Origin of the sequence: Lysinibacillus sp. NPDC097214, assembly GCF_050277945.1 — a bacterium.
GTDB classification, from domain to species: Bacteria; Bacillota; Bacilli; order Bacillales_A; family Planococcaceae; genus Lysinibacillus; species Lysinibacillus xylanilyticus_B.
In genome coordinates, this window is sequence record NZ_JBNNSS010000001.1 from 190729 (window position 1) to 213038 (window position 22310).

At 36.6% G+C, this 22310-nt stretch carries 18 protein-coding genes and 1 pseudogene; 6 read left to right on the forward strand and 13 right to left on the reverse strand.

Annotation, left to right across the window (positions count from 1 at the left end; genetic code table 11):
• Window positions 1-6: 6 nt before the first annotated feature.
• Window positions 7-957, reverse strand: coding sequence for a heme o synthase (gene cyoE / locus ACQKMI_RS01005; RefSeq protein ID WP_427487325.1), 951 nt, complete (start codon window positions 955-957; stop codon window positions 7-9).
• 578 nt (window positions 958-1535) lie between these two features.
• Here cyoE and proC point away from each other — a divergent pair.
• Window positions 1536-2336, forward strand: coding sequence for a pyrroline-5-carboxylate reductase (gene proC / locus ACQKMI_RS01010; protein ID WP_427486782.1), 801 nt, complete (start codon window positions 1536-1538; stop codon window positions 2334-2336).
• A 622-nt stretch (window positions 2337-2958) separates the two neighbouring features.
• Here proC and ACQKMI_RS01015 read toward each other — a convergent pair.
• The 5 genes from ACQKMI_RS01015 to ACQKMI_RS01035 all read right to left on the reverse strand — a co-directional run bounded on the left by ACQKMI_RS01015 (window position 2959) and on the right by ACQKMI_RS01035 (window position 8553).
• On the reverse strand, window positions 2959-3612 hold the full coding sequence (locus tag ACQKMI_RS01015) for an alpha/beta hydrolase (protein WP_427486783.1): 654 nt from the start codon (window positions 3610-3612) through the stop codon (window positions 2959-2961).
• Between the two features lie 233 nt (window positions 3613-3845).
• Complete coding sequence (locus tag ACQKMI_RS01020) at window positions 3846-4400, reverse strand: hypothetical protein (protein WP_427486784.1); 555 nt, start codon at window positions 4398-4400, stop codon at window positions 3846-3848.
• Between the two features lie 105 nt (window positions 4401-4505).
• Window positions 4506-6683, reverse strand: coding sequence for a bifunctional diguanylate cyclase/phosphodiesterase (locus tag ACQKMI_RS01025; protein ID WP_427486786.1), 2178 nt, complete (start codon window positions 6681-6683; stop codon window positions 4506-4508).
• Between the two features lie 465 nt (window positions 6684-7148).
• Entirely contained in the window at window positions 7149-7850 is a 702-nt protein-coding gene (locus tag ACQKMI_RS01030; protein WP_427486787.1) for a tetratricopeptide repeat protein, read from the reverse strand.
• Window positions 7851-8073: 223 nt separating this feature from the next.
• On the reverse strand, window positions 8074-8553 hold the full coding sequence (locus ACQKMI_RS01035; RefSeq protein WP_427486788.1) for a thioredoxin family protein: 480 nt from the start codon (window positions 8551-8553) through the stop codon (window positions 8074-8076).
• A gap of 196 nt (window positions 8554-8749) precedes the next feature.
• Here ACQKMI_RS01035 and ACQKMI_RS01040 point away from each other — a divergent pair, with 196 nt between their 5' ends.
• The gene (locus ACQKMI_RS01040; RefSeq protein ID WP_427486789.1) at window positions 8750-11062 is read left to right on the forward strand and encodes a YhgE/Pip family protein; all 2313 of its coding nucleotides are present in this window, start codon (window positions 8750-8752) and stop codon (window positions 11060-11062) included.
• Window positions 11063-11141: 79 nt separating this feature from the next.
• Window positions 11142-11651 carry a PCYCGC motif-containing (lipo)protein gene (locus ACQKMI_RS01045; protein WP_427486790.1) on the forward strand — a complete coding sequence of 170 codons (510 nt, stop codon included), beginning with the start codon at window positions 11142-11144 and terminating at the stop codon, window positions 11649-11651.
• Window positions 11652-11706: 55 nt separating this feature from the next.
• On the opposite strand, the pseudogene ACQKMI_RS01050 reads toward ACQKMI_RS01045, so the two are convergent.
• Together ACQKMI_RS01050 and ACQKMI_RS01055 are read right to left on the reverse strand one after the other, a co-directional pair.
• Window positions 11707-13062 (reverse strand): annotated as a pseudogene (locus ACQKMI_RS01050) (IS3 family transposase).
• 70 nt (window positions 13063-13132) lie between these two features.
• Window positions 13133-13672 carry a hydrolase gene (locus tag ACQKMI_RS01055; RefSeq protein WP_427486791.1) on the reverse strand — a complete coding sequence of 180 codons (540 nt, stop codon included), beginning with the start codon at window positions 13670-13672 and terminating at the stop codon, window positions 13133-13135.
• Window positions 13673-14284: 612 nt separating this feature from the next.
• On the opposite strand from ACQKMI_RS01055, the gene serC reads away from it, so the two are divergent.
• Window positions 14285-15373 carry a 3-phosphoserine/phosphohydroxythreonine transaminase gene (gene serC / locus ACQKMI_RS01060; RefSeq protein ID WP_427486792.1) on the forward strand — a complete coding sequence of 363 codons (1089 nt, stop codon included), beginning with the start codon at window positions 14285-14287 and terminating at the stop codon, window positions 15371-15373.
• Between the two features lie 268 nt (window positions 15374-15641).
• Here the strand turns inward: serC and ACQKMI_RS01065 are convergent, their stop codons facing one another.
• From ACQKMI_RS01065 to ACQKMI_RS01075, 3 genes are read right to left on the reverse strand one after another with little or no spacing between them, the layout of a single operon-like run.
• Complete coding sequence (locus ACQKMI_RS01065; protein ID WP_427486793.1) at window positions 15642-16064, reverse strand: Fur family transcriptional regulator; 423 nt, start codon at window positions 16062-16064, stop codon at window positions 15642-15644.
• A complete protein-coding gene (locus ACQKMI_RS01070; RefSeq protein WP_427417238.1) occupies window positions 16061-16924 on the reverse strand; it encodes a metal ABC transporter permease in 864 nt (287 codons plus the stop codon). The genes ACQKMI_RS01065 and ACQKMI_RS01070 overlap by 4 nt, the downstream gene beginning before the upstream one ends.
• 13 nt (window positions 16925-16937) lie before the next feature.
• The gene (locus ACQKMI_RS01075) at window positions 16938-17684 is read right to left on the reverse strand and encodes a metal ABC transporter ATP-binding protein (RefSeq protein WP_427486794.1); all 747 of its coding nucleotides are present in this window, start codon (window positions 17682-17684) and stop codon (window positions 16938-16940) included.
• A 210-nt stretch (window positions 17685-17894) separates the two neighbouring features.
• Between ACQKMI_RS01075 and ACQKMI_RS01080 the strand changes: the two genes are divergently transcribed.
• On the forward strand, window positions 17895-18131 hold the full coding sequence (locus ACQKMI_RS01080) for a Nif11 family protein (RefSeq protein ID WP_323651624.1): 237 nt from the start codon (window positions 17895-17897) through the stop codon (window positions 18129-18131).
• 121 nt (window positions 18132-18252) lie between these two features.
• Here the strand turns inward: ACQKMI_RS01080 and ACQKMI_RS01085 are convergent, their stop codons facing one another.
• The gene (locus ACQKMI_RS01085) at window positions 18253-19146 is read right to left on the reverse strand and encodes a deoxyribonuclease IV (RefSeq protein WP_427417236.1); all 894 of its coding nucleotides are present in this window, start codon (window positions 19144-19146) and stop codon (window positions 18253-18255) included.
• Between the two features lie 12 nt (window positions 19147-19158).
• A complete protein-coding gene (locus ACQKMI_RS01090; RefSeq protein WP_427486795.1) occupies window positions 19159-20460 on the reverse strand; it encodes a DEAD/DEAH box helicase in 1302 nt (433 codons plus the stop codon).
• Window positions 20461-21089: 629 nt separating this feature from the next.
• Between ACQKMI_RS01090 and ACQKMI_RS01095 the strand changes: the two genes are divergently transcribed.
• Complete coding sequence (locus ACQKMI_RS01095; protein WP_427486796.1) at window positions 21090-22145, forward strand: 2,3-butanediol dehydrogenase; 1056 nt, start codon at window positions 21090-21092, stop codon at window positions 22143-22145.
• The last annotated feature ends 165 nt before the right edge of the window (window positions 22146-22310 follow it).

Below are 22310 nucleotides of genomic sequence, written 5' to 3' on the forward strand. Positions count from 1 at the left end.
AAAGCTTTAATATAATTTAAAAATAACACCTACTAAAGAGTACACAATAACAGTTGTAAATAAAATTGTCATATGGATAAGTGAGAAAACAAACATTTTTGTCGCCCACTTTGTTTGATCTTTATTACTACGATAACCGTAAATACTCATAACAAGCCATGCAATGCTTAGCAATAGTGCAACAAGCATAATGCCCACACTTAAAGTGCCGAATAAGAAGCTTGATAAAATCAATAAGATTAAATAAAAGTTCGTTTGATAATAAGTACGTCGCATACCTTTTGCAACAGGAAGCATTGGAACGTTGGCCGCTTCGTAATCAGCATGCTTACGAATAGCGATGGCATAGAAATGAGGCATCTGCCAAATGACCATCACTAAAAACAGGCCAAGGATCGCAGGGTGTGTAATATCAGTAGAAACAGCAGCCCAACCAATAAATGGCGGAATCGCCCCTCCTATACTCCCAATTTCCGTATTATAAATCGTACGTCGTTTTGTCCACATTGTATAGGGTACTACATATAAAAATACCCCTAAGAGACCGAAGGCTGCAGCTAGTGGTGAAGCAAGTGCCAAAACAGCTGCCCCGATAATGAGCATGGCAAAAGCTAACGCTAATGCTGATTTAGCTGACATTTCACCCGTTACAGTCGGTCGACTTTGTGTACGAGGCATGATTGCGTCAATGTCGCGATCATACACATTATTAAATGCTCCTGCAGCACCAATCACAAGTGCAGAGCCAATCGTCGAGAAAATAATTTCAGGTATATTTTCTACGAAAGTCATTTTATTTTTGTACATACCTAGCGTTAATCCAGCCCACATAGGAATTAAATTAGATTTAATGATTCCCGTTTTCACTGTCTGCGCTAAAATAGTAGAACGTGTGGACTTCTCCAATGACTTCTTGGAAGATTGTAGTTTAGGCTCCGTTTTTAGATTATGTTCCATTGATCTTAATTCCTTTTCTCTCTTAATTTCTACACGCTTTACCATAGAAAGCAACAAATTATTAAATCAATTATGCCTCGGCATAATTGCTCCGAAGGCTTTAAGCCAATTGATGTTGGTCACTTAGGCGTTTCCATAGGATCTGAAGTTCTTAGCCTAAGTTCCTCTATTTCAGCCGATGCCTAACATCCAATGCAAAGAAACTTAAAACCGCATTCATCTCACCACCTCGAGGTAGGAGATTTCTAGCAGGCGCTTTGCTTTCGCTACAAAAAACATTTGTAACTGCCGTTGCACTTTCGTTACGAAAACATTGCTGAAAGAAGTAAGCATATCAAAATATTATTCTACCTCTTTTAGATAAAGTCTGTCTCAATGTTCACATAAAGTACATGATTTTCTTTACTCTTTATATTCTACATAGAGATATACGTTCATTCACAGCATCTTCTATGATACCACCGACTGACGTGAATTTGAACCTAATCGGCTTGATTCATTGCATATTACTATTCAAGCAAAACAATCTACTCTATACTAAGGTGTATGTTTTAACTATATGAAGGAGTGTCTAACACGTGAAATACGGATTTATCGGCCTTGGAAATATGACTACAGCTATTATTAAAGGAATGTGTAAAAGCGGAGATTTTGATCCTACTTTAATTTATGGCTATAATCGTACCAAAGCAAAAACAACAAAATTAACAACCACTTACGGTATTCAAGCCGCAAGCTCTATTGAAGATATTATGTCAAAATGTGACGTCATTATCCTCGGTGTCAAACCCCAAATGTTACCAGATGTTTTACCAGAGATGAAAAAGCATTTACAAAATAACCATGTTATTGTTTCCATCGCTGCAGGTAAAAATATAACATATTTACAAGGTTACCTATCTGAAGTTACCCCTATTATTCGTGTAATGCCAAATATTAATGCACTTATCGGTGCTTCAACAAGCTGCTTTACAGCGAGTGAACAAGTATCGGATGTGCAGCTTCAGCTTGTCAATTCCCTATTTGAAACAGTTGGCACGATTATCGAGGTGCCTGAACATTTATTTTCTATATTTACAACGATTGGTGGTGCTTCACCAGCATTCACCTATATGTATATTGACGCTTTAGCACGCGCTGCTGTACGTGAAGGGATGCCCAAAAACATGGCCCTTGATATTGCGGCAAATGCAGTACTCGGCAGTGCCAAAATGATTTTACAATCACAAGAACATCCTTGGGCACTTGTAGATCAAGTATGTTCTCCAGGTGGGACAACTATCCAAGGTGTATCTTCATTACAAAGCAATCATTTTGAAACAACGATTCACGATGCAGTAACTGCCGTGACTGACAAAGATCGAAGCTTATCAAAATAATATTGGGCTATTATACAAAATGAAACCGAGACATCATACACTGTCTCGGTTTTTAAGTAGTTGTAAACAATATTATCTAGAAAATTTTGTAATCTCGTGACTTTTCAAGAAGGTGTGTACCGTTCCAGATATCCTGTGAGTAAACATCGAACCGCTACGTTGCTACTCTTGTAACTGAATTTTTGTTTTATCACTATTAATTAGAATAAAACACTAGAAATCACTTGTTGTCCAAAGAGGTTGATTGGAGTGGAGACTGAGCGACTCCTTTTGGATCAGCAATAGAGGAACGAAGGCTAAAAGCATCACATCCTGTGATAGCGCCTTCGTGACCAACATCGGTGCTGCTGCCGCTTCGTTGCACTACGCTTTCGCGCAGAAAACATCTGTTGGCCCGAGACCCTGGAACGAGCAACGCAGTGAAGCGGCTCATCGGACGCCCCCAGGAAGCTCTGCTCTGTGCGAAAGCGAAGCGGCAGCGACAAAGCGCTCAGTCGGAACGGAAATCACCCCCTCGCTTTGCCGAAGAGCTATATTTTTTTATATAACAACTTAAATTCATTGACAAAATAGGTTTCGATAACATGAAAGCCGAGACATCCTTCGTGTCTCGGCTTCAGTATTATTGAATATTATCTTGTAATTCCTGTGCTAAAAATGCAGTTAGATCACGTAAATTTTCTGGTGTCACACCGTGACCATCTGGATATTGTTTAAATGTCACAGTAGCACCAAATTGCTCAAACTTTTCTTTACTTTCTACGCCCCATTGTGACGGGATGACATAATCATAATCACCGTGGGAAATAAATGCATGTAAATGATTGACTGGACGAATTGCATATTCCTCTGTTACGAATTTTGGCGTGTAGCCACTTAATGCTACTATTCCTGTAATTAAATTCCCCATTGCAAAAGCAAGTGTCTGTGCCAAAACTGCCCCTTGACTGAATCCAAGAACATACACTTTATGTGGATCAATTTGATATTCATCAATAGCCTCTAGAACAAATCGTTGTAGAGCCACTAATACTTTATCGAAAATTTCGCGGTCTGGTTTACCGACCTCCTGGATTGTGAAAAAAGCATAGCCAGGCTTTTGCGCAATAGGTCCACGTAAGCTAAAAACATGGCATTGCTCTTTAAAACCCTGTACTAATTGTGGTAAATCGTCTTCATTGCTCCCCATTCCATGTAATAAAAAAATCGCTGGATATTTTTTATTTGGGTCCATATTCGTTGGTTGTGTATGTTTAAATGTAAATGGTGTATTCATTATAAAATTCCTTTCAGGTGAACTTAGTGTCACCATATTATACTGCAAAATATATCTAGACAATAACAGAATTGCTCCGTTATCCTAAATAGCTTTTTCTATAGACTTATCACCATAACGATTGATTGATCTCTTTCCAATCCGGCGCTTTCCCAAGTAATACGGTAAGTCACTTGGAACACGATGTTTTTATGTACGAAAACTCAACGCAAGATGATGGTCACGAATGCATTTTAAAGTTTCACTTTATTAATAATCCCATCCGTGTGATAAGCAATATAGCCGTTAATTATGCGAATCGTTTCTTGTGGATCTGCGTTAAATAGCACTTTTGATTGCTCTGGTGTTGAGACAAGTACTGTTAATAAATCTACGCGCATGGAATGTCCAGCAGAGCTATACGCATAATCGTAAACAATATCTTCCTCTGTCACATTTTCTGTCACATACTGTTGATGAAACAATTCTTTAGCGGCATCCATTTGTTCCGCGACCTGCTGACGAATACGCATTTGATGCATCAATAGCTCTTCCTCAAGTACAGTGGTCTTTAACCACTCTTTCTTTTCGAGCATCTTCAAAAATTCTTTTTCCCAAACTTGCTCATTTTCAGTAAAATACAGCATATTCATCATTAACATATCCCAAAAATCAACTTGAGATTGTGCTGATTTACGCTGCAGCTCTATTGCCGCTTTAAAGTGCTCCTCAACCTTCGTAATATTCATATTGCGCACTAAATGATTACATACATTTTCAATAAATTTATTTGCCGCTTCTTGTGCCATCAAAAAACCCGTCCTTTATATCTACAAATCATTTCAACACTATCATACCATGATTGTAGAATATAAAGAAACGGGTAACGTTTAGGTCTGCAATGTATGCTCACCTTATACTTTAGATGCAATAATTGAATCCAAAATATACTTTGCTTCATTATGAAGCGTTTGATAGTTCTCCTGTAATGTTCTTGGAGATACTGGTTTACTAAATAAGAAGCCCTGTACGGTATCACATTGGCTTGCTACTAGATATGATAACTGTTCTATCTCTTCTATTCCTTCTGCGACTACCTTTAACTGTAGATGCTTTGCCATAGAGAGAATCATATCTACCAATGCTTTATCTGTAGAGTTCGATTGTATTTTCTGAACGAAAGACCGATCAATTTTTAAGCAATCTATAGGGAAATCCTTTAAATATGACAATGATGAATAGCCCGTCCCAAAATCATCTACCGCAATCGTAACCCCAAGTGCCTTCAATTTGTGTAAGATCGTCGTCATATGATCGATATTGATCGTCATACTTTCTGTTATTTCTAGTTGCAAATATTTAGGCTCTAATTGTGCTTTCTCAAGAACATTATGAATTATTTCAACTAAATTTTGCTGGAAAAGTTGACCTAATGACAGATTGACCGCTACTTTAATTGGTGGCAATCCAGCCGCTTCCCATCTCTTTACTTGTTGACAGGCTGTTTCTAGTACCCATTGTCCGATAGGAATAATTAATCCCGATTCCTCTGCAATTGGAATAAAGACTCCCGGCGAAATCCAACCCTTCTTTGGATGCTGCCATCTGACTAAGGCCTCTACCGACTTAATTTGACCCGTATGTAAATCAAGTTGCGGTTGATATTCTAAAAAAAGCTCTTGATTAGCTAAAGCATCATGTAAATCATTTTCTAATAAAAGTCGTTCAGTCGTTTCTTTAGATATTGAAGACTCATAAAACCGTATACGTGTTGGCGTTTTCTGTGCTTCATGCATAGCATAAAGTGCAAATCTAATGAGTTCCTCTTCCCTATAAGAATCTGTTGGAAATAAAGCAATACCAATATTTAATTGACTATTTAAAGAAAAATGTTGTATTTGGAATGATTCTTCCATGACCAATTGAAGCTGTTGACTTAGCTGGGTCAATTGATGGGTATTGCTCACCTCATCAATATACACGACAAAATAGTCTTCTCTCAGCATGCATAGTAAATGCTTCTCCGATAAAACATTTTTCAATCTTTGCGCGATTAGGCCTATCATTTGGTCTGCATATGTACTACCTAAAGACGCTTTAATAGCAGAAATTCTCTCTATACCGATAGCAAGTATTGCCTTTTGTGATTTAGATATGTATAAATCTTTTTTTAAAGTTTCCATTAAAAAACGTTCATTTGGCAAATTTGTAATCTCATTATGGTAAGCCATGTAATGCATCTTTTCACGAGATTTTTCTAAATGCTCTTGTGTATCAATTAACTGCTTAAACGGTTTTTCAATCGATGAAAAATAAATAGCTCTAAATAAAAAATAATATGCACCTAACTCAAAAATATGTCCAATGAAGTTTTTAATATCATAAACATCTTGATAAATTGTAAAAAGATAATCGCTCATTATTAAATAAATCGAACTACCTACTAGTAAAAATATTATTTTTGGTGCTTTCTTAAAATTTTTACACAGTAGGCCTATAATTACCAATTGAAGTGCTACAGCCGTATATTGTAGAGTATTTTTTAAAACAGTAGGACCTTCACCTTCTATCATAAGGGATGGCAAAATAGGTGTTTGGGCATAGAGGACGCAAAAACAACCAATGATTACGACAAATGGCAAACTATAAATGAACCAGCGATAAATTAATTTAATTTCCTTCTCCTTGATAAAAAATATTAAAAGAGAACCCATCGATAATAGTAATCGACCAAGTATATAAAACCAAGTTGCCACATACGGTGTATTATCAGTTATAAAGAACGGCATTCCTTTATAGCTGAGTGTATGCGCCATTTCTATGAAACTAATTGTTAAAAACAATGCGCCAACATAGAGGCCTCTATTAGATAAAATATACGGTGATATTAACCATGTCTGAATTGAGATAGACATCGTCACTACAATGATGAAAATTTCCATCATCAAATGAATCGTAACATAGTTCTCCTTACCAAATACTCCATAAAATTCATCACCACCTAATCCGATTGCGGTTACGAAAATCATTGAGAATATGATGAATTGAATACCGTGTCTCACATATGAAAAATCCTCATTATATTTCCACATTCAACTACCCTCCTTTGACCTGATAAATTTTCACAAATATACTGTTAACTCTATTTACTACCAAATCGAAAACTGATTTCACTCAGCTATTAGTTCTTCTAATCATAAATAACAAAAATTTCCGGAATAATTATACCATAGTATTACCACGAAATATAAACTTTTCCATTAAAACTCAAAGCCGAATGAAAATAGGCATAAATAACAAAGAAACAGGCTTTTTATTTTAAAATTTGTTTAATTACGTTTGACTGAGCGTTATCATGTAGACATCTAATGAGCCACTTGAAGTAACAACTGCACAGCGGAGCGACAGTGCGCATGCGCAGTGTAACGGAGCGACAGCAACAACAGGTGATGGATTTAAGATATTTTTTACAGGACATGATACTTTTTGCCTCGTTCCTCAGGTCAGATTTCAGCACAAAAAAAGATGCCTCAACTCATTGAGACATCTAATATATATTATGAAAATACATAACTATCCATATTATCTATTGTATTTTGAATAGCATCTTTCAATGACCGCTGGTGCTCGCCACAAACTGCTAGTGACTCTTCCAATGTCATCGCAGCATTTGCCATAAACGGTGCCATCTGCAAATCCTTCGCTAATTGTATAAGAACAAGTGCTTTATTCCATTTCCAACGTGCATTATTTGGATCTAAGTTAATAGCTTGCTCTAAGTAGCCAAGCGCATCGAATGGCATCCATCCAAAACGGTGCATCGTTTGACCTGTGATCCCCCAATATAACGCCTTGTTAGGGTTTTCTTTTACTGCTTGTCTAAAACAATGAACACTCTCGTTGTAATGATGTGCAAACAAAAACAGTTCACCCTGTGTAAAAAATGCAAGTGCCTTTTCATTTGGAGTGCCTGTTATTGCTACTTCCTCGAGTTCTTTAATACGATTGAAAAACTCTGCTTCATCTTTTATCGCACGAATTTCGACGACGGCATCCGATTCAGGATAACTTTCATCTGCTCGTTCTGCATGTTGGGTTTCCACAGTCAGCGTAGGTTTTGGATAACTCGAAAAATCATACTCTTCTAATAATTTAATATATTTAGTAGCTACCACTTTCTCATTTTCATCTGTAACTTGCTTAGCCGCCTCATAGCATTTCATTAGCTCTCCATTATAAAAATAATCATCCATTGTCATTCAATATTCCCCCAATGTATAACTCTTCAGTATATTTAGTATACACTACAAAAATCAATTATGCCTCGGCATAGTTGCGTCCGGGATTGGCAGAGGCTTTAACTTCTTTCAGCTATAGAATTGGAAGACTTTTGTCGCTACGCTTTCGGTACGAAAAACATCTGTTTAAAGAAGTTAAAAAAAGACTGATCAAAAATAATTTTTGATACAGTCTCAACTTTGCTTATTTTTTTAATACTTCTTTATTAAAAAATGCACGTAAATCTTTTTCCGGTAATGCACCTACAAAACGACTAACTTCTTTACCACCTTCAAAGCGAATAAAAGTTGGTGTCTGTTTAAAATTGTATTTATTCCATAATTCATCGTACTCATATACATTTAATTGTGCAATTTCAACACCAAGCTCCTTAGCAATTGGCATTAACTCCGGTGTAAAAGCTTGACAGTGCACACAAATTGGACTGAAGAAATAAGCATTTACATCTTCACCAGCTTTTAATTTTTTTTCAAGCTCGTCTGGTAGCATAATATTTTGGTAATTTTCATCATCCAATTGATCAATTGTTTCTTGTTTTAGTTCTTTGTCGCCATAAAGTTTCTCTGCGTTTGCTAATTTGCTATTGTTCGAGACCTTTGTTAGCACAATAATTGCTGCAAATAACAAAACAATTACTGATCCAATAATTAGTAGTTTTTTCACGAGAATGTATTCCTCCCTTTCCACACTAAAAAACCCTATTTTTAGTGTATTCGCGATTGATTATAAATGGTTTTTAAATCCTAGTAAACTAATTAGTCTTTAAATATGAGTTTTTTCATAATTCAAACATAATTCGGCCCATATTTGGAAACATACATATACAATGCTCAATACGAATGTGGAGTGGTTAAATGAAATGAAACACACTATCCGAAATATTTTTCAAATCTATAAAGGTGATATCCATAATATCTTAACAAACTGGGTAGTTGCTGTCATTATTGGTGGGCTCATTTTTTTACCTTCTCTTTATGCGTGGCTTAATATCTACGCCTCTATGGATCCCTATGCCCATACTGCCAACATGAAAATTGCTGTTGTCAATGAAGACACAGGCGCGAATGTTAGGGGCGAGGATATTAATGTTGGTAACGAGGTAGTAGACAATTTAAGTACCAATCAAAGCTTTACTTGGGAATTTACTTCTCATGAACAAGCTATAAATAGTTTAAAAAATGGGAACTATTTTGCGGTTATTATTGTCCCTAGTGATTTTTCACAAAAATTGACCTCCATACTGTCAAATGTGCCTACAAAAGCGCATATCGATTATTTTGTAAATGAAAAAATCAATCCAATCGCACCCAAAATCACAAGTAAAGGTGCAAGCGGCCTGACGCAACAAGTCTCTAATGAGTTTATCTCAACTGTCAACGGAACACTTTTCTCTATTTTTAATACGGTCGGTGTTGAGATGGAGCGGGAAATTCCCGACTTTAGAAAATTTGAAAATTATATTTTCACAATCGAACATCATCTCCCAGATATCGAAACATATTTGGCGCAAACTGCTAAAGGTGGAAAAGAAGCTGAGACATTACTGAACCACACAATTACCCAAGTTCCCGAAGTTGAAAAATTAACGAATGATGGTCTAACAACGATCAATCAAGGTTTAAAATTGATCAATGAAGCTGATACATTGTTCACTCAGCTATCCCCTATCATCAAAAAGGATCTAGAAGCAGTACAAAATATTGCTCAACGATTTACCGATATAATAGGGAAGCTTCAAAATGCGAATGTGGATTCAGCTACCATTGCACAAATAAAAGATACAATTAAAAACCAGTTAGATGCATCTCGTGAGAAAGTAACTACTAGCATCCAAACAATTGAAGCGCTTCAAAAATTAACACAAGCTGATGCTTCGACTCGTAAACAGCTTGAAAACAAGATTCAAAACATCCAGACGTTACTACAGCAAAGCAATTCTGAAGAAGTGAATACTTTACTAACTAACAATAAAATAATTGAACAACTTGAAGCTATACGTGGAGATTTACAGGCAAATCCTAGTTTTACTGATTATGCTTTTAGCTCTCTAACCGCTTTAAATCAACTGAATACATTACTAACGGACATCTCAAGTAAAGTACAGCAGTTAAATACGATAGATGTCGAAACGATAAAAAAAGACCTTGCTGATGTTCAAAGCGTTGCGCAAAATGTTTCTACCAATCTCCAGCAATTCCTTACTCATTATAACGATCAGTTAGAGCCACAAATTCATACGACGTTAGCTTCTGCCAAAAACACATTAACAAATGCATCAACTATGCTTACGAATGTAAAAGGTTTTCTGCCTCAAGCAACAGATCGTTTAACAAATGCTAAAAATATGTTAGCCACAGCTAATAAGACAATTGGTACAGTACAAACAAATTTCCCTGCTTTAAGTACAAAAATTAAAGCCCTTGCAGACAAACTGAGAACATTAGAAAGTGAAGCTGATATTTCTGAAATCGTTCAATTATTGAAAAACGACGTCAACGCTGAGCGGGATTTCTTTGAGGAGCCTATAAAGCTTCAGGAACATAGAATGTTTCCAATTGCTAATTATGGAACAGCTATGACACCATTTTACACTGTACTTTCCATCTGGGTTGGTTGTTTATTATTAATTTCTCTTTTATCTGTAAATATTCACAATAATGATCAATACAGTATTCGCCAAGTATACTTTGGACGTTTATTAACATTTGCAACTTTTTCATTTATTCAAACGCTCATTATTACAATAGGAGATATTGTTATTTTAGATGGGTCCATTAGTGCTCCTTCCTTCTTTATTCCATTTGGGCTATTTATTAGCTTAGTGTTCGTTACGATTGTCTATACGCTCGTATCCGTATTCGGAAATGTTGGCAAGGCGTTAGCCATTGTCATGTTAGTGCTACAAATTGCAGGTTCTGGTGGCACATATCCAGTAGAATTACTACCTCGATTTTTCCAAATGATAAATCCATTTCTTCCTTTCACTTATGCAATTGGAATGATGCGCGAAGCAGTTGGTGGTATTATTTGGTCAAAGGTATGGGTTGATCTAGCCTTTTTATCTTTCTTCTGGCTCATTTTCATTTTATTTGGTTTCTTCTTGAAAAAATTACTGAGTGAGAAAATGGAACATTTCATGAACAAAACACGCGGATCAGATATATTTCATTGATTTTCACTTGCCTCCTTGTAAGGTTTTTAGCGAACAATGTTATAATGGAAGTATTGTAAACATGTAGGAGGCGCTTTTGATGAAAAAAATTCTATCTATTTTTGCCTTGTCGTTATTAGTGTTAAGTGCTTGTGGTGTAGATAAACAAGTTGTTGAAAAAAATCAGCATGAAACACAAAAAGAAGCTTCACATGAAGAACATGCACATGCTTCTGGAGATATTCAGGAGGAGACTGCATCAGCTGATGTTTTACCATCATTTTTAAATAATAAATCAGAAGATATTCGCTTAGTGTATCAAATCGCTGGACAATCTACAGAAATTTTAGAGTGGATGCCCTGCTATTGTGGATGTGGCGAATCAGTTGGACATAAAAGCAATTTAAACTGCTTTATTGAAGAAAAACGAGAGGATGGAACAATTGTCTGGGATGATCACGGTACCCGTTGTCTCGTTTGCCTAGAAATTGCTGTACAGTCTGCAAAAATGCATAAAGACGGTATGGACCTCAAAGAAATTCGTCAAAAAATTGATGACACATATAAAGAAGGCTACGCAAAACCAACACCAACTGAAATGCCTGCTTAATAAAAAAAACTCATCATTTTGAAGTGACCCCTAAAAGTTAGACACGGTTATTTCATTAGGCAGCTTGGGTAAAATGAGTTCGGTATTGCACCGGACTCGTTTTTAGTTTTGCCTTGATCCGTTTCGTATTATAGTAATTGATATATCTTTCTAACTCTATTTTAAAATGCTCTTTACTTTCAAATTCCCTTTATGTAAAGGAATTCAGATTTCATAATTCCAAAGAAATTCTCCATGACTGAGTTGTCGTAACAGTTTCCTTTACGAGACATACTTTGAACAATCCCTCTTTTTTCTAGGGCGCGACGATATTTTTCCATTTGATAATGCCAACCTTGATCGGAATGTATGAGTAACTGGTTGTGCTCAGGTAAACGTTCGAACGCTTTGTCCAACATGTCTGAAACAAGTGAATAGGTTGGTCTAGAGCCAATTGTATACGTGATAATTTCCCCGTTAAATAAATCTAACACTGGCGATAAATAAAGCTTCTCACCGAATAGTTTAAATTCCGTAATATCTGTTACCCACTTTTCATTTGGGGCAGCTGCTTTAAAATTGCGGTCTAAAATATTTGGCGCAATTTTACCAACTTTGCCTTTATACGATTTATACTTTTTCATACGTACTAAACATTTTAAACCTAACTCTTTCATGATACGCTGCACTTTTTTATGATTTACTTTTTGCCCACGATTCGCAAGCTCGTCACGAATACGGCGATAGCCATAACGCCCTTCATGTTCTTCATATATCGCCTTTATTCCTGCTTTTAAATCGGCATCTGGATCTGGTCGATTCATACGTTTTACTAAATCATAGTACGTACTTCTTGGAATGCCAGCGAGTTTTACAAGTGCTCTCACCGAATATTTATGCCTTAACTCATAGACTACTTGTGCTTTGTCCTGTTTGGTGATTTTTCCTTGTTTTGAACTAAGACATTCAACTTTTTTAAATACTCATTTTCCATTTCTAGTTGTTTAATACGTGCTTCAAGTGCTTCGGTAGAGCCTTCAACTGGTGCTTGTTTCGGCTGTTTATTGAATTCTTTTTTCATGGATGGACGCCCCTTTTTCTTTGATTGAAAGGCACCTAATCCTTGTGTTTCATATTGCTTTCTCCAAACACTAATTGTTGAAGGGGCAGGTATCTTAAAAATCGCTGCCGTTTCGTTTAAGGACGTACCATTTTCAATCATAAAATTTAGTACATCCATTTTAAACGTTGGTGTGTAATTTGTATATGGTTGAATAAAAGCTTCAACACCATTGTATTCATATTGTTTAACCCATTTAAAAATTGCCATTTTATCAGTCCCGAAAGATTTAGCTATTTTATTAGCACTTTCATTTCCATTTAAGTAACGCTCAACTGCTTGTAATTTTTCTTCTACAGTATATTTAGCCATAGAAAAACTGCACCTCCAATTGTTAGATGTGTCTAACAATTGGGGCGCAGTTCAATTTGATGAGTTTTTTTTATTTAACGAGTTGTAACACTGTTTTAAAATGTGGATGATCTGCACGTTGTAGTAACTCGTATAAAATCATTTCCACGCTTGTTGGTAAAATTCCAAGTGCTTTCATCTTCTCAAGCCCAACCTCTTTATTGACCTTTGTACGAGACGACACTGCATCTGCAACCACTTCAACCTCAAATCCTTGCTCTTTTAGCTGTCGAGCAGTTTGGTAGACACAAATATGTGTTTCGATACCCGTCACAATAAATTGCGAACGACCACTTGCCTTCAATGCATCTACAAAATCTTGTTCTTGGCACGCACTAAAAGATATTTTAGCGATTGGTTGTTGCCCCTTAAAATGCTGAGCAATCTCTAACGCTGTCCCACCTAAACGACTAGGATTTTGTTCAAGCCATAAAATTGGTATCTCCAATGCTTCCATAGCTTGTACCAGCTTGGCCACATTTTCAATCACCGCTTCACTTTCATCAACAATTGTCGCTAACTTCCCTTGTACATCAACTACAACTAAACATACCTCTTCTATTGTAAACATTAAAACACCCCTTAAATCCGTATTCACAGTTCATTATACCGAAAGTTAATTGGTTTTGTGAAAGGTTAGAAAAATATCGTCCAATATATAATCTTCCCTTCACGATATTTAATACGCACCCTCTCCGGGCACAGACCTACCCACGGAATGTGTCCTTCTGAAGAGGAATATGTAGGCGAGTACATATTTGGGAAGAAGTCATTCCACATATAAACAAACACGAACATTTTATAATACCATCGGTTAAGCACTGTATTAAATCACGAAGTATTAACCCGCATAAACACATCTATGCATCTATTTGTTCGTGTTTAAACTTCAACAGCTATTATAAATTTAACTCAATTGTGTACATTTTGTTGCTAGCCTGTCACTATTCTGCTCGAATAGTGAGAATTTTATTTTTTCTCTTGAAAATTGAGTTATAATCCAGTAAAGTGCTTTTATCCCCTTTTACGGTCAGTAAATACTTCTCAATCTTAAATGAAAAAGTTTGCTAGATGATTTTGAACTGACAGTAATAGCATGATAGATTCAATAACTAATTAGTAGGAAATAAATAACCTATGAATAAGGTTTAACCTTATAAAAACAAACAAGGAGTGTACCACTTTGACACAACGAGCATACAATTTTAACGCAGGCCCATCTGCACTACCACTAGAAGTATTAGAAAAAGCCCAACAACAATTAGTAAATTTCCGTGACTCAGGCATGTCTATTATGGAAATGAGCCACCGTAGTGCCATTTTCGATGAAGTACATAATGAAGCAATTGCATTATTGAAAAAGCTTTATGCTATCCCAGAAAACTATGAAGTCCTTTTCCTACAAGGTGGAGCTAGTCTTCAATTTACGATGATTCCAATGAACTTCCTACAGGCAGATCAAAAAGCAAGTTACGTATTATCAGGCTCATGGTCTGAAAAAGCAATCAAAGAGGCTAAATTATTTGGTACGCCTGTAGAAGCTGCGAGTACAAAAGAAAACCAATACCGTAATATCCCAGCTTTAGGAGATATTCAATTCACTGAAGAGGATGCATATGTGCATATCACTTCAAACAATACGATTTACGGTACACAGTGGAAAGAGTTCCCTGAAACAGGAAATGTACCGTTAATTGCAGATATGTCTAGTGATATTCTTTCTAAACCAGTTGATGTAAGTAAATTCGGTCTTATTTATGCAGGGGCTCAAAAAAATCTTGGTCCATCTGGTGTAACAGTAGTCATTATTCGCAAAGATTTGTTAGAGAAAGCGAATAAAAACATTCCTACAATATTAAAATATTCAACGCATGCTGATAGCAACTCTTTATACAATACACCACCAACTTTCGGTATCTATATGTTAGGTGAAGTATTAAAATGGGTAGAATCAAAAGGCGGCGTTGCAGAAATTGAGAAGCATAATGAGTTAAAGGCAAAAGTCATTTATGATGCCATTGACAATAGCAACGGATTTTATAAAGGTCATGCAACACCAGAAAGCCGTTCTTTAATGAACATCACTTTCCGTGTTGCTGATGAGGAACTTGAAAAACAATTCCTTGCTGAAGCAAAAACAGCAGGATTCGTTGGACTTAATGGACACCGTTCTGTAGGAGGCTGCCGTGCTTCTACTTATAATGCTGTACCGTTAGAGGCTTGTGAAGCATTACGTGACTTTATGGTAGAATTCCAACAAAAACATCAATAATATAAAGAAGACGAATGATTTTTAGTAATCATTCGTCTTTTTTATTATTTGCGAAAGAAGGCAAATTCCCATGATAAATCTTTTCAAATGACTAGCGGATATACTACCATCTCCTTTCACACAACAATCATAGATTATTAGGATAAGAACAATAATAGTCGGTGAATTGAAGCTTCTAGTAGAACAACATAATTACGATAAAAGGGGTAATCCTTTAGTGAAACCTCACTTGGAATTACCCCTTTCTTTAAATATAACATCATAAATTTTAAAAAGTTTCAGGCCTACACTCTGGACATTTACCGTAGATCTCAAATTTATGATTTTCAATTTCATAGTCTGGCAGCTTTTCTCCAAGCATCTCCATAGGGCAGAGGTTTAGCTCCTTAACATTGCCACAATCCATACAAATAAAATGATGGTGATGATGTTCAGACTCACAATGCATACGGAAATTACGCTCCCCAGATAACTCAGTTTCATCCAGTATTCCTAGCTTCACAAACGTTGCAAGGTTGCGATAAATCGTATCGAAACTCATACCTGGAAAATCTTTTTTCAAAACACCTAATAAATCTCGAGCAGTTAAATATTTGTCTGTTGCTGCAAACATATCTAATATTAACTCCCGCTTATCTGTTTTTTTATAGCCGTTTTCTTTTAAAATTTCCCACGCTTTAGAAACGTTCACTGCGCTACCTCCTCCCGTTTTGTAGCCATTTTAAATACTATTTTCTTCACTAGTATAACAAGTAACAAAATTAAGATAGAAGTAACGACAATTGTACCACCAGGTGCTAAATCTAAATAAAATGCACTAACTAAGCCGATTAACACAGCCGCTTCGCCAAAGACAATTGCATAGATAATTGTTTGCTTAAAGCCCTTTGCAAGTCGCATTGCAGCAGCCACTGGTAATGTCATAAGTGATGATACAAGTAAAATGCCGACGATGCGCATACTTGCAGCAATAACAAGCGCTGTAACAATCATAAATAAGAGATGAATCCAACGTGCAGGTAGACCACTTGCTTTTGCATATTCTTCGTCAAAAGATAAAACAAAAAGTTCTTTAAAAAATATAAACAAAAAGACAATGACAACAACAGCAATCCCTACTACTACCCATAAATCCTGTCGTGATACAGCTGACACCGAACCAAATAAATAGCTCATTAAATCAGTGCTAAAGCCGCTTGCAAGCGAGATAAAGATAGCACTAATACCAATCCCACCTGACATAATAATAGGAATAGCAAGCTCTTCATAGTGCTTATATAAACGTCTAAGACGCTCAATTAAAATCGAACCGCTGACAGAGGCCAATATGCCTAAGTAAATTGGATTTAGCATTGCCAACGCTGTAACAGATTGACTGATATATAAGCTTCCCGCTATACCTGCCAGTGTCACATGTGACAAGGCATCAGCAATAAGCGAGAGCCTTCGAACGACAATAAAAACACCTAGCAGCGGCGCCAATATGCCAATTAATAGCCCAGAGAAAAAGGCATTTTGTAAAAATTCATAGTTAAATATTGCTTCAATCATTTGCCTTCTCCTTCTAGTGAATCTTTCTCACAGAATGGCCATACCAAGCATTAAGCGCATCGTGAGAAATTGTATCAAATTCATTTTTGTAACCGTGGAAATGTATGGTTTGATTTAAACATGCCACATGACTGATACGATTCGACACTGTATCAACATCGTGTGTAACAAGAATCATTGTAATTCCCTGTTCCCGATTCAATTCCGCCAGCATATCATAAAAGGACTGCACATTCTCATGATCAATGCCGACAGTTGGTTCATCTAATATTAATAACCTCGGTTCACTAACTAATGCCCTTGCAATAAAGACACGTTGCTGTTGCCCACCAGATAACTCACCAATATTACGATTCATAAATGCTTCCATGCCAACAGCTTTTAATGCTTCTAACACTTTTTCCTTTGCATCTCGTCCAGGTCTTTTAAATAATCCTAATTTTTTGGATAATCCACTCTTCACGACTTCTTGTACGGTTGCTGGAAACCCTGAATTGAAGGCATTCGATTTTTGGGACACATACCCTATCCATTCACGATGCTTAAAAGTTGAACTTGGTTCACCAAATAGCTTTATTTCTCCAGACATTGGTTTTAGTAACCCTAAAATAATTTTTAATAATGTAGATTTCCCTGAACCATTCGGACCAAGAAGTGCTAAAAAATCGCCCTCTTCCACACGGAAAGAGATATTTTTTAATACTTGCGTATAGTCATATTGAAATGACACGTTTTCAATGTCAATTAATGGTTTTTTCATGTATGTTCTCTTCTTTCTAATTCAAAATCATTACGATTTAACAAGTTGTAAGTATAAATGAAAGTACAGTATTTGTAAAGAAAATAAGATTGCTATTCTACTGTTTTCATTGATTTTGATCTTTAATGTGAAGGATTTTTATAGCTGTCATGACTTTCACAAGATTGATTTTGTTCAAAAGATTAAACAACTTTAAAAGGAGGATTAGCTTTGAGTATTCAATTTTTACAGCAATTAACACAAAGTAATGATAAGGAAATTGTTGCGATTGCACGTTCTGAAGGATTTGAAATTACTACTTCTGAAGTAAAAAAACTCCGGCCTTATTTGGAGCAATTCTCATTTTCATGGCTCTTTTTAGGTATTCCAAAAGATATTCTTGTAGAGGTTGAAGCTGTTTTAGGTAGAAAGCGTTCCAGACAACTAATTGCATTGTTTACGAAATAATCAATTTCGCCTTAGCTAAATTGTAGCTGTCGCTGCTCTTTCGCTACAATTACATTTACTGAATGAAGATAAAAGAAGCCCGAAAATCAGTCTTATGCAGCTGATTTCGGGCTGTTTTATTTTATCCTCTTAGAGCGTCGATTAACTCTGGTTTAAACTCTCCATTATGAAGCATTTCAATTTCATGTTTATAAGGAGCCGATTTTGATTTGGCATCACTATTTAATGCGACAAATGGTGTTTCTAGGATTTTAGGAATCTCCATTAATTGTGGATGATGGACAACATACTTTAATGCATCAAAGCCAATATGACCAAAGCCAATATTTTCGTGACGGTCTTTTCCTGCACCACGAACATTTTTTGAATCATTAATATGCAGGACTTTGATACGATCAACACCTATTAATTTATCAAACTCATTTAAGACACCGTCAAAATCTTCTACAATATTATAACCAGCGTCATGCGTATGGCACGTATCAAAGCATACTGAAAGACGTTCATTATGTGTTACGCCATCTATAATTTTAGCAAGTTCTTCAAAAGAACGACCACATTCAGTTCCCTTTCCCGCCATTGTCTCTAATGCGATTTGTACAGGGTAATCCTGTGACAGTACTTCATTCAAACCTTCAATAATCTTGGCAATCCCTGCGTCTGCTCCCGCACCGACATGGGCACCAGGATGCAACACAATTTGTGTTGCTTCCAACGCCGCTGTTCGTTCGATTTCAGTCTGTAAAAAATCTACACCTAGACGGAAAGTTTCAGGTTTTTCTGTGTTCGCAATATTAATAATGTATGGAGCATGGACAACAATATTTGTCATGCCATGCTCTTTCATGTGTAGTAAACCATTCATAATATTAAGATCAGCAATTGCCTTACGACGAGTGTTTTGCGGTGCTCCTGTATAAATCATAAAGGTATTTGCCCCATAAGAAAGTGCCTCTTTACTTGATCCGAGCAGCATTTCTTTTCCACTCATTGAAACATGAGATCCAAGTAGCATTTGAATGCCTCCTTATTTTTTACCGCGAGCTTTTATACGACGTTCACGTTTTTTAATTTTATCCATTTCCCATTTCATATTACGCTTGTAGCCTGGTTTTACTTTTTTCGGTTTACGCACTAATGCTTTAGCCTTCGCATCGATTTCATTTTCATGCTTCACACGATTTTTACGTGCATGGCGATCTTTTAGTTCAGACCATTCGCCATCTTTTACGTCTTTTTGAACAAATGGAATGCCCATCTTCTCAACACGTACTACTGCATCCTCATCTGATGGCTCAAACAAAGTGATAGCAGTTCCTTTATTACCTGCACGCGCTGTACGTCCCACACGATGAACAAAGAATTCTAAGTCCTCTGGAATTTCGTAGTTAATGACATGTGAAATTCCTTGAATATCGATACCACGCGCTGCAAGATCTGTTGCAACGATATATTGATAGTCCAATTCTCGAATTTGCTTCATCATCTTCTTACGATCACGTGGACTTAAATCACCATGTATTTGACCACAGCGAATCCCATTTTCATTTAAGTAGCCAGCAACGTGCTCTGCTGTTTTACGAGTGTTGGTGAAAATTACCGCTAAAAATGGATTGATTCCTTCAATAACTTCCAACAAACGTTTATTACGTGATTTAGATCGCACTGGTACAAGCACAAAGTCAATTCCTTCTGCGACCGGGCGTTTATCGTTCATATGGATATGAACAGGAGCTTCCATATATTTCTTTAAGAAAGGCTGAAGCTTTTCTGGAATTGTTGCTGAGAATACAAACATTTCAAGCTTTTCTGGCATTTGGGAAGCAAAACCATCGATTTCCTCTATAAAGCCCATATCGAAGGCTAAATCTGCCTCGTCGACAACTAACATTTGTGCCGTATGCACAAATAACGCTTGCGCTGCAACTAGATCACGAATACGTCCTGGCGTCCCGACAACAATTTGTGGTTGCGTTTTTAATTTATCAATGGAGCGTTGTTTGTCCGTACCTCCAATAAATAGTTTCGCTTGAATCGTTGTTCCTTCTATTAATTGATTTAACGCATCAAAAATTTGTTGTGCAAGCTCACGTGTAGGTGACGTAATAACAGCTTGTACTTCCTGATTGTCAGCATTAATTCGTTGCACAATCGGAATTAAAAAACTATGTGTTTTTCCCGTCCCTGTATGCGCTTGTCCGATTGCACTCTTTCCTTTTAATATGAGCGGAATGATTTCCTTTTGAATCGGCGTTGGTTCTGTAAAGCCAAGTTTTGCAATTGCGTCCTGCAAAAATGGCTGAAAATTATAATCAGTATATTTTGACATAATTCGTTCCTCCTAACATCTTTCACATTGTATCATGATTCGAACTCCAGGTATATTAACGTCCTATTATCTCAAGCATGAACATAATTTTATATTTTTATCATGGCTGTAGCGAAGCCCTTATCAAAGTTACTCGAAATACTGTGAATATGCAATAAAAAAAAGCCTCAGACCTGTAGAGAAAAGCCCTATTTTGTGGGGAGTTTCGAAACTGTCTCTCTATGGTGAGCTTCTATCATAATTTAGTCTGAATTTTTTCAGTAGTTAAACATAATTTTAATACTATTTTGATTCGAGCTAATTTTATTAACGGTGAGGGACCATTAATTTCCATTATCATTTAATATTTCCTTATTTTTCCGTACGAAAGCGAAGCGTCACCAACAAAGCGAGTAGCCCGTAGCGGAAGTCAGCCTCCTCGAATTAATTGAATGTATAAAAATGGTTAGTCAGCACACCTGACATTTTATTTGATGTTTATTATTTTTCCGACAAGTAAAATACTATAATGTTGTTGGGAAGAAGCTAAGAATTAGTATTTTTTATGTCAATTCATTGCAAACTAATGAATTGAAGAATTACCATATGTTACGATAAAAATGTAAGAAACTAGAGGAGGTTGACTTATTATGAAAGCAGCAAGATGGTATAAAGCAAAAGACATCCGTGTAGAAAACATTGAAGAACCAGTAATTTCATCTGGGAAAGTAAAAATCAAAGTACATTGGACAGGGATTTGCGGTAGTGATTTACATGAATACGCAGCTGGCCCAATATTCATTCCAGTGGAACAACCTCACTATGTAAGTAAAGATATTGCGCCAATCGTTATGGGACATGAGTTCTCTGGTGAAGTAGTAGAAATTGGCGAAGGTGTTACTAAGGTACAAGTTGGAGATCCTGTCGTTGTAGAACCTATTCTTGCGTGTGGCGAATGTGCCGCTTGTAAAAAAGGGAAATACAATATTTGTAAGCATTTAGGATTCCACGGTCTTTCTGGCGGTGGCGGAGGTTTCTCTGAATATACAATGGTAGATGAAAAAATGGTACATAAAATGCCAGAGGGTCTTTCCTTTGAACAAGGTGCACTTGTTGAACCAGCAGCAGTAGCATTACATGCAGTTCGTCAAAGCAAACTAAAAGCTGGCGATACAGCTGCTGTCTTTGGTACTGGGCCAATCGGTCTTCTTGTTATCGAGGCATTGCGTGCAGCTGGAGCAGCCGAAATTTATGCGGTAGAACTTTCGGCAGAGCGTGCTGCTAAAGCATTAGAGCTAGGCGCTACAGCAGTTATAAATCCTAAAGATGAGGATGCAGTAGCTCGTCTACATGAATTAACAAATGGTGGCGTAGATGTTGCATTCGAAGTAACAGGTGTTCCTGTAGTATTACAGCAAGCGATTGATTCAACAACATTTGAAGGTGAAACAATTATCGTTTCAATTTGGGAAAATGCAGCTTCTATTCTTCCTAACAATATCGTACTAACAGAGCGTTCTGTAAAAGGTATTATTGCTTATCGCGATATTTTCCCAGCAGTTATGGAATTAATGAAACAAGGCTACTTCCCTGCTGAAAAACTTGTGACAAAACGAATTGCTCTTGAGGAAGTCGTAACAGAAGGCTTCGAAGCATTAATGAAAGAGCGAAACCATATTAAAATCCTTGTAAATTCACAAGCATAATTTATTTATATAGAGACAGGTAGAGAAAATAGTTTCTCTACCTGTTTTTGATTTGTTAAATTGTTTCCCTCTCTATTGCTCATTCTCATAACGTAGGGCTGATTTCCTGGGGGCGTCCGATGAACCGCTTGGGGCAACGAATGTTTTCTGTGCGAAAGCGTAGTG

What these genes read in the sequence shown, in the direction of transcription:
- ACQKMI_RS01045 (WP_427486790.1), top strand. Translation starts at nt 11,142, where the DNA reads ATGAAAAAAATTCTATCTATTTTTGCCTTGTCGTTATTAGTGTTAAGT.
- ACQKMI_RS01095 (WP_427486796.1), top strand. Translation starts at nt 21,090, where the DNA reads ATGAAAGCAGCAAGATGGTATAAAGCAAAAGACATCCGTGTAGAAAAC.
- ACQKMI_RS01090 (WP_427486795.1), bottom strand. Translation starts at nt 20,460, where the DNA reads ATGTCAAAATATACTGATTATAATTTTCAGCCATTTTTGCAGGACGCA.
- cyoE (WP_427487325.1), bottom strand. Translation starts at nt 957, where the DNA reads ATGGAACATAATCTAAAAACGGAGCCTAAACTACAATCTTCCAAGAAG.
- ACQKMI_RS01075 (WP_427486794.1), bottom strand. Translation starts at nt 17,684, where the DNA reads ATGAAAAAACCATTAATTGACATTGAAAACGTGTCATTTCAATATGAC.
- ACQKMI_RS01030 (WP_427486787.1), bottom strand. Translation starts at nt 7,850, where the DNA reads ATGACAATGGATGATTATTTTTATAATGGAGAGCTAATGAAATGCTAT.
- ACQKMI_RS01040 (WP_427486789.1), top strand. Translation starts at nt 8,750, where the DNA reads ATGAAACACACTATCCGAAATATTTTTCAAATCTATAAAGGTGATATC.
- ACQKMI_RS01015 (WP_427486783.1), bottom strand. Translation starts at nt 3,612, where the DNA reads ATGAATACACCATTTACATTTAAACATACACAACCAACGAATATGGAC.
- ACQKMI_RS01020 (WP_427486784.1), bottom strand. Translation starts at nt 4,400, where the DNA reads ATGGCACAAGAAGCGGCAAATAAATTTATTGAAAATGTATGTAATCAT.
- ACQKMI_RS01055 (WP_427486791.1), bottom strand. Translation starts at nt 13,672, where the DNA reads ATGTTTACAATAGAAGAGGTATGTTTAGTTGTAGTTGATGTACAAGGG.
- ACQKMI_RS01070 (WP_427417238.1), bottom strand. Translation starts at nt 16,924, where the DNA reads ATGATTGAAGCAATATTTAACTATGAATTTTTACAAAATGCCTTTTTC.
- ACQKMI_RS01085 (WP_427417236.1), bottom strand. Translation starts at nt 19,146, where the DNA reads ATGCTACTTGGATCTCATGTTTCAATGAGTGGAAAAGAAATGCTGCTC.
- ACQKMI_RS01025 (WP_427486786.1), bottom strand. Translation starts at nt 6,683, where the DNA reads ATGTGGAAATATAATGAGGATTTTTCATATGTGAGACACGGTATTCAA.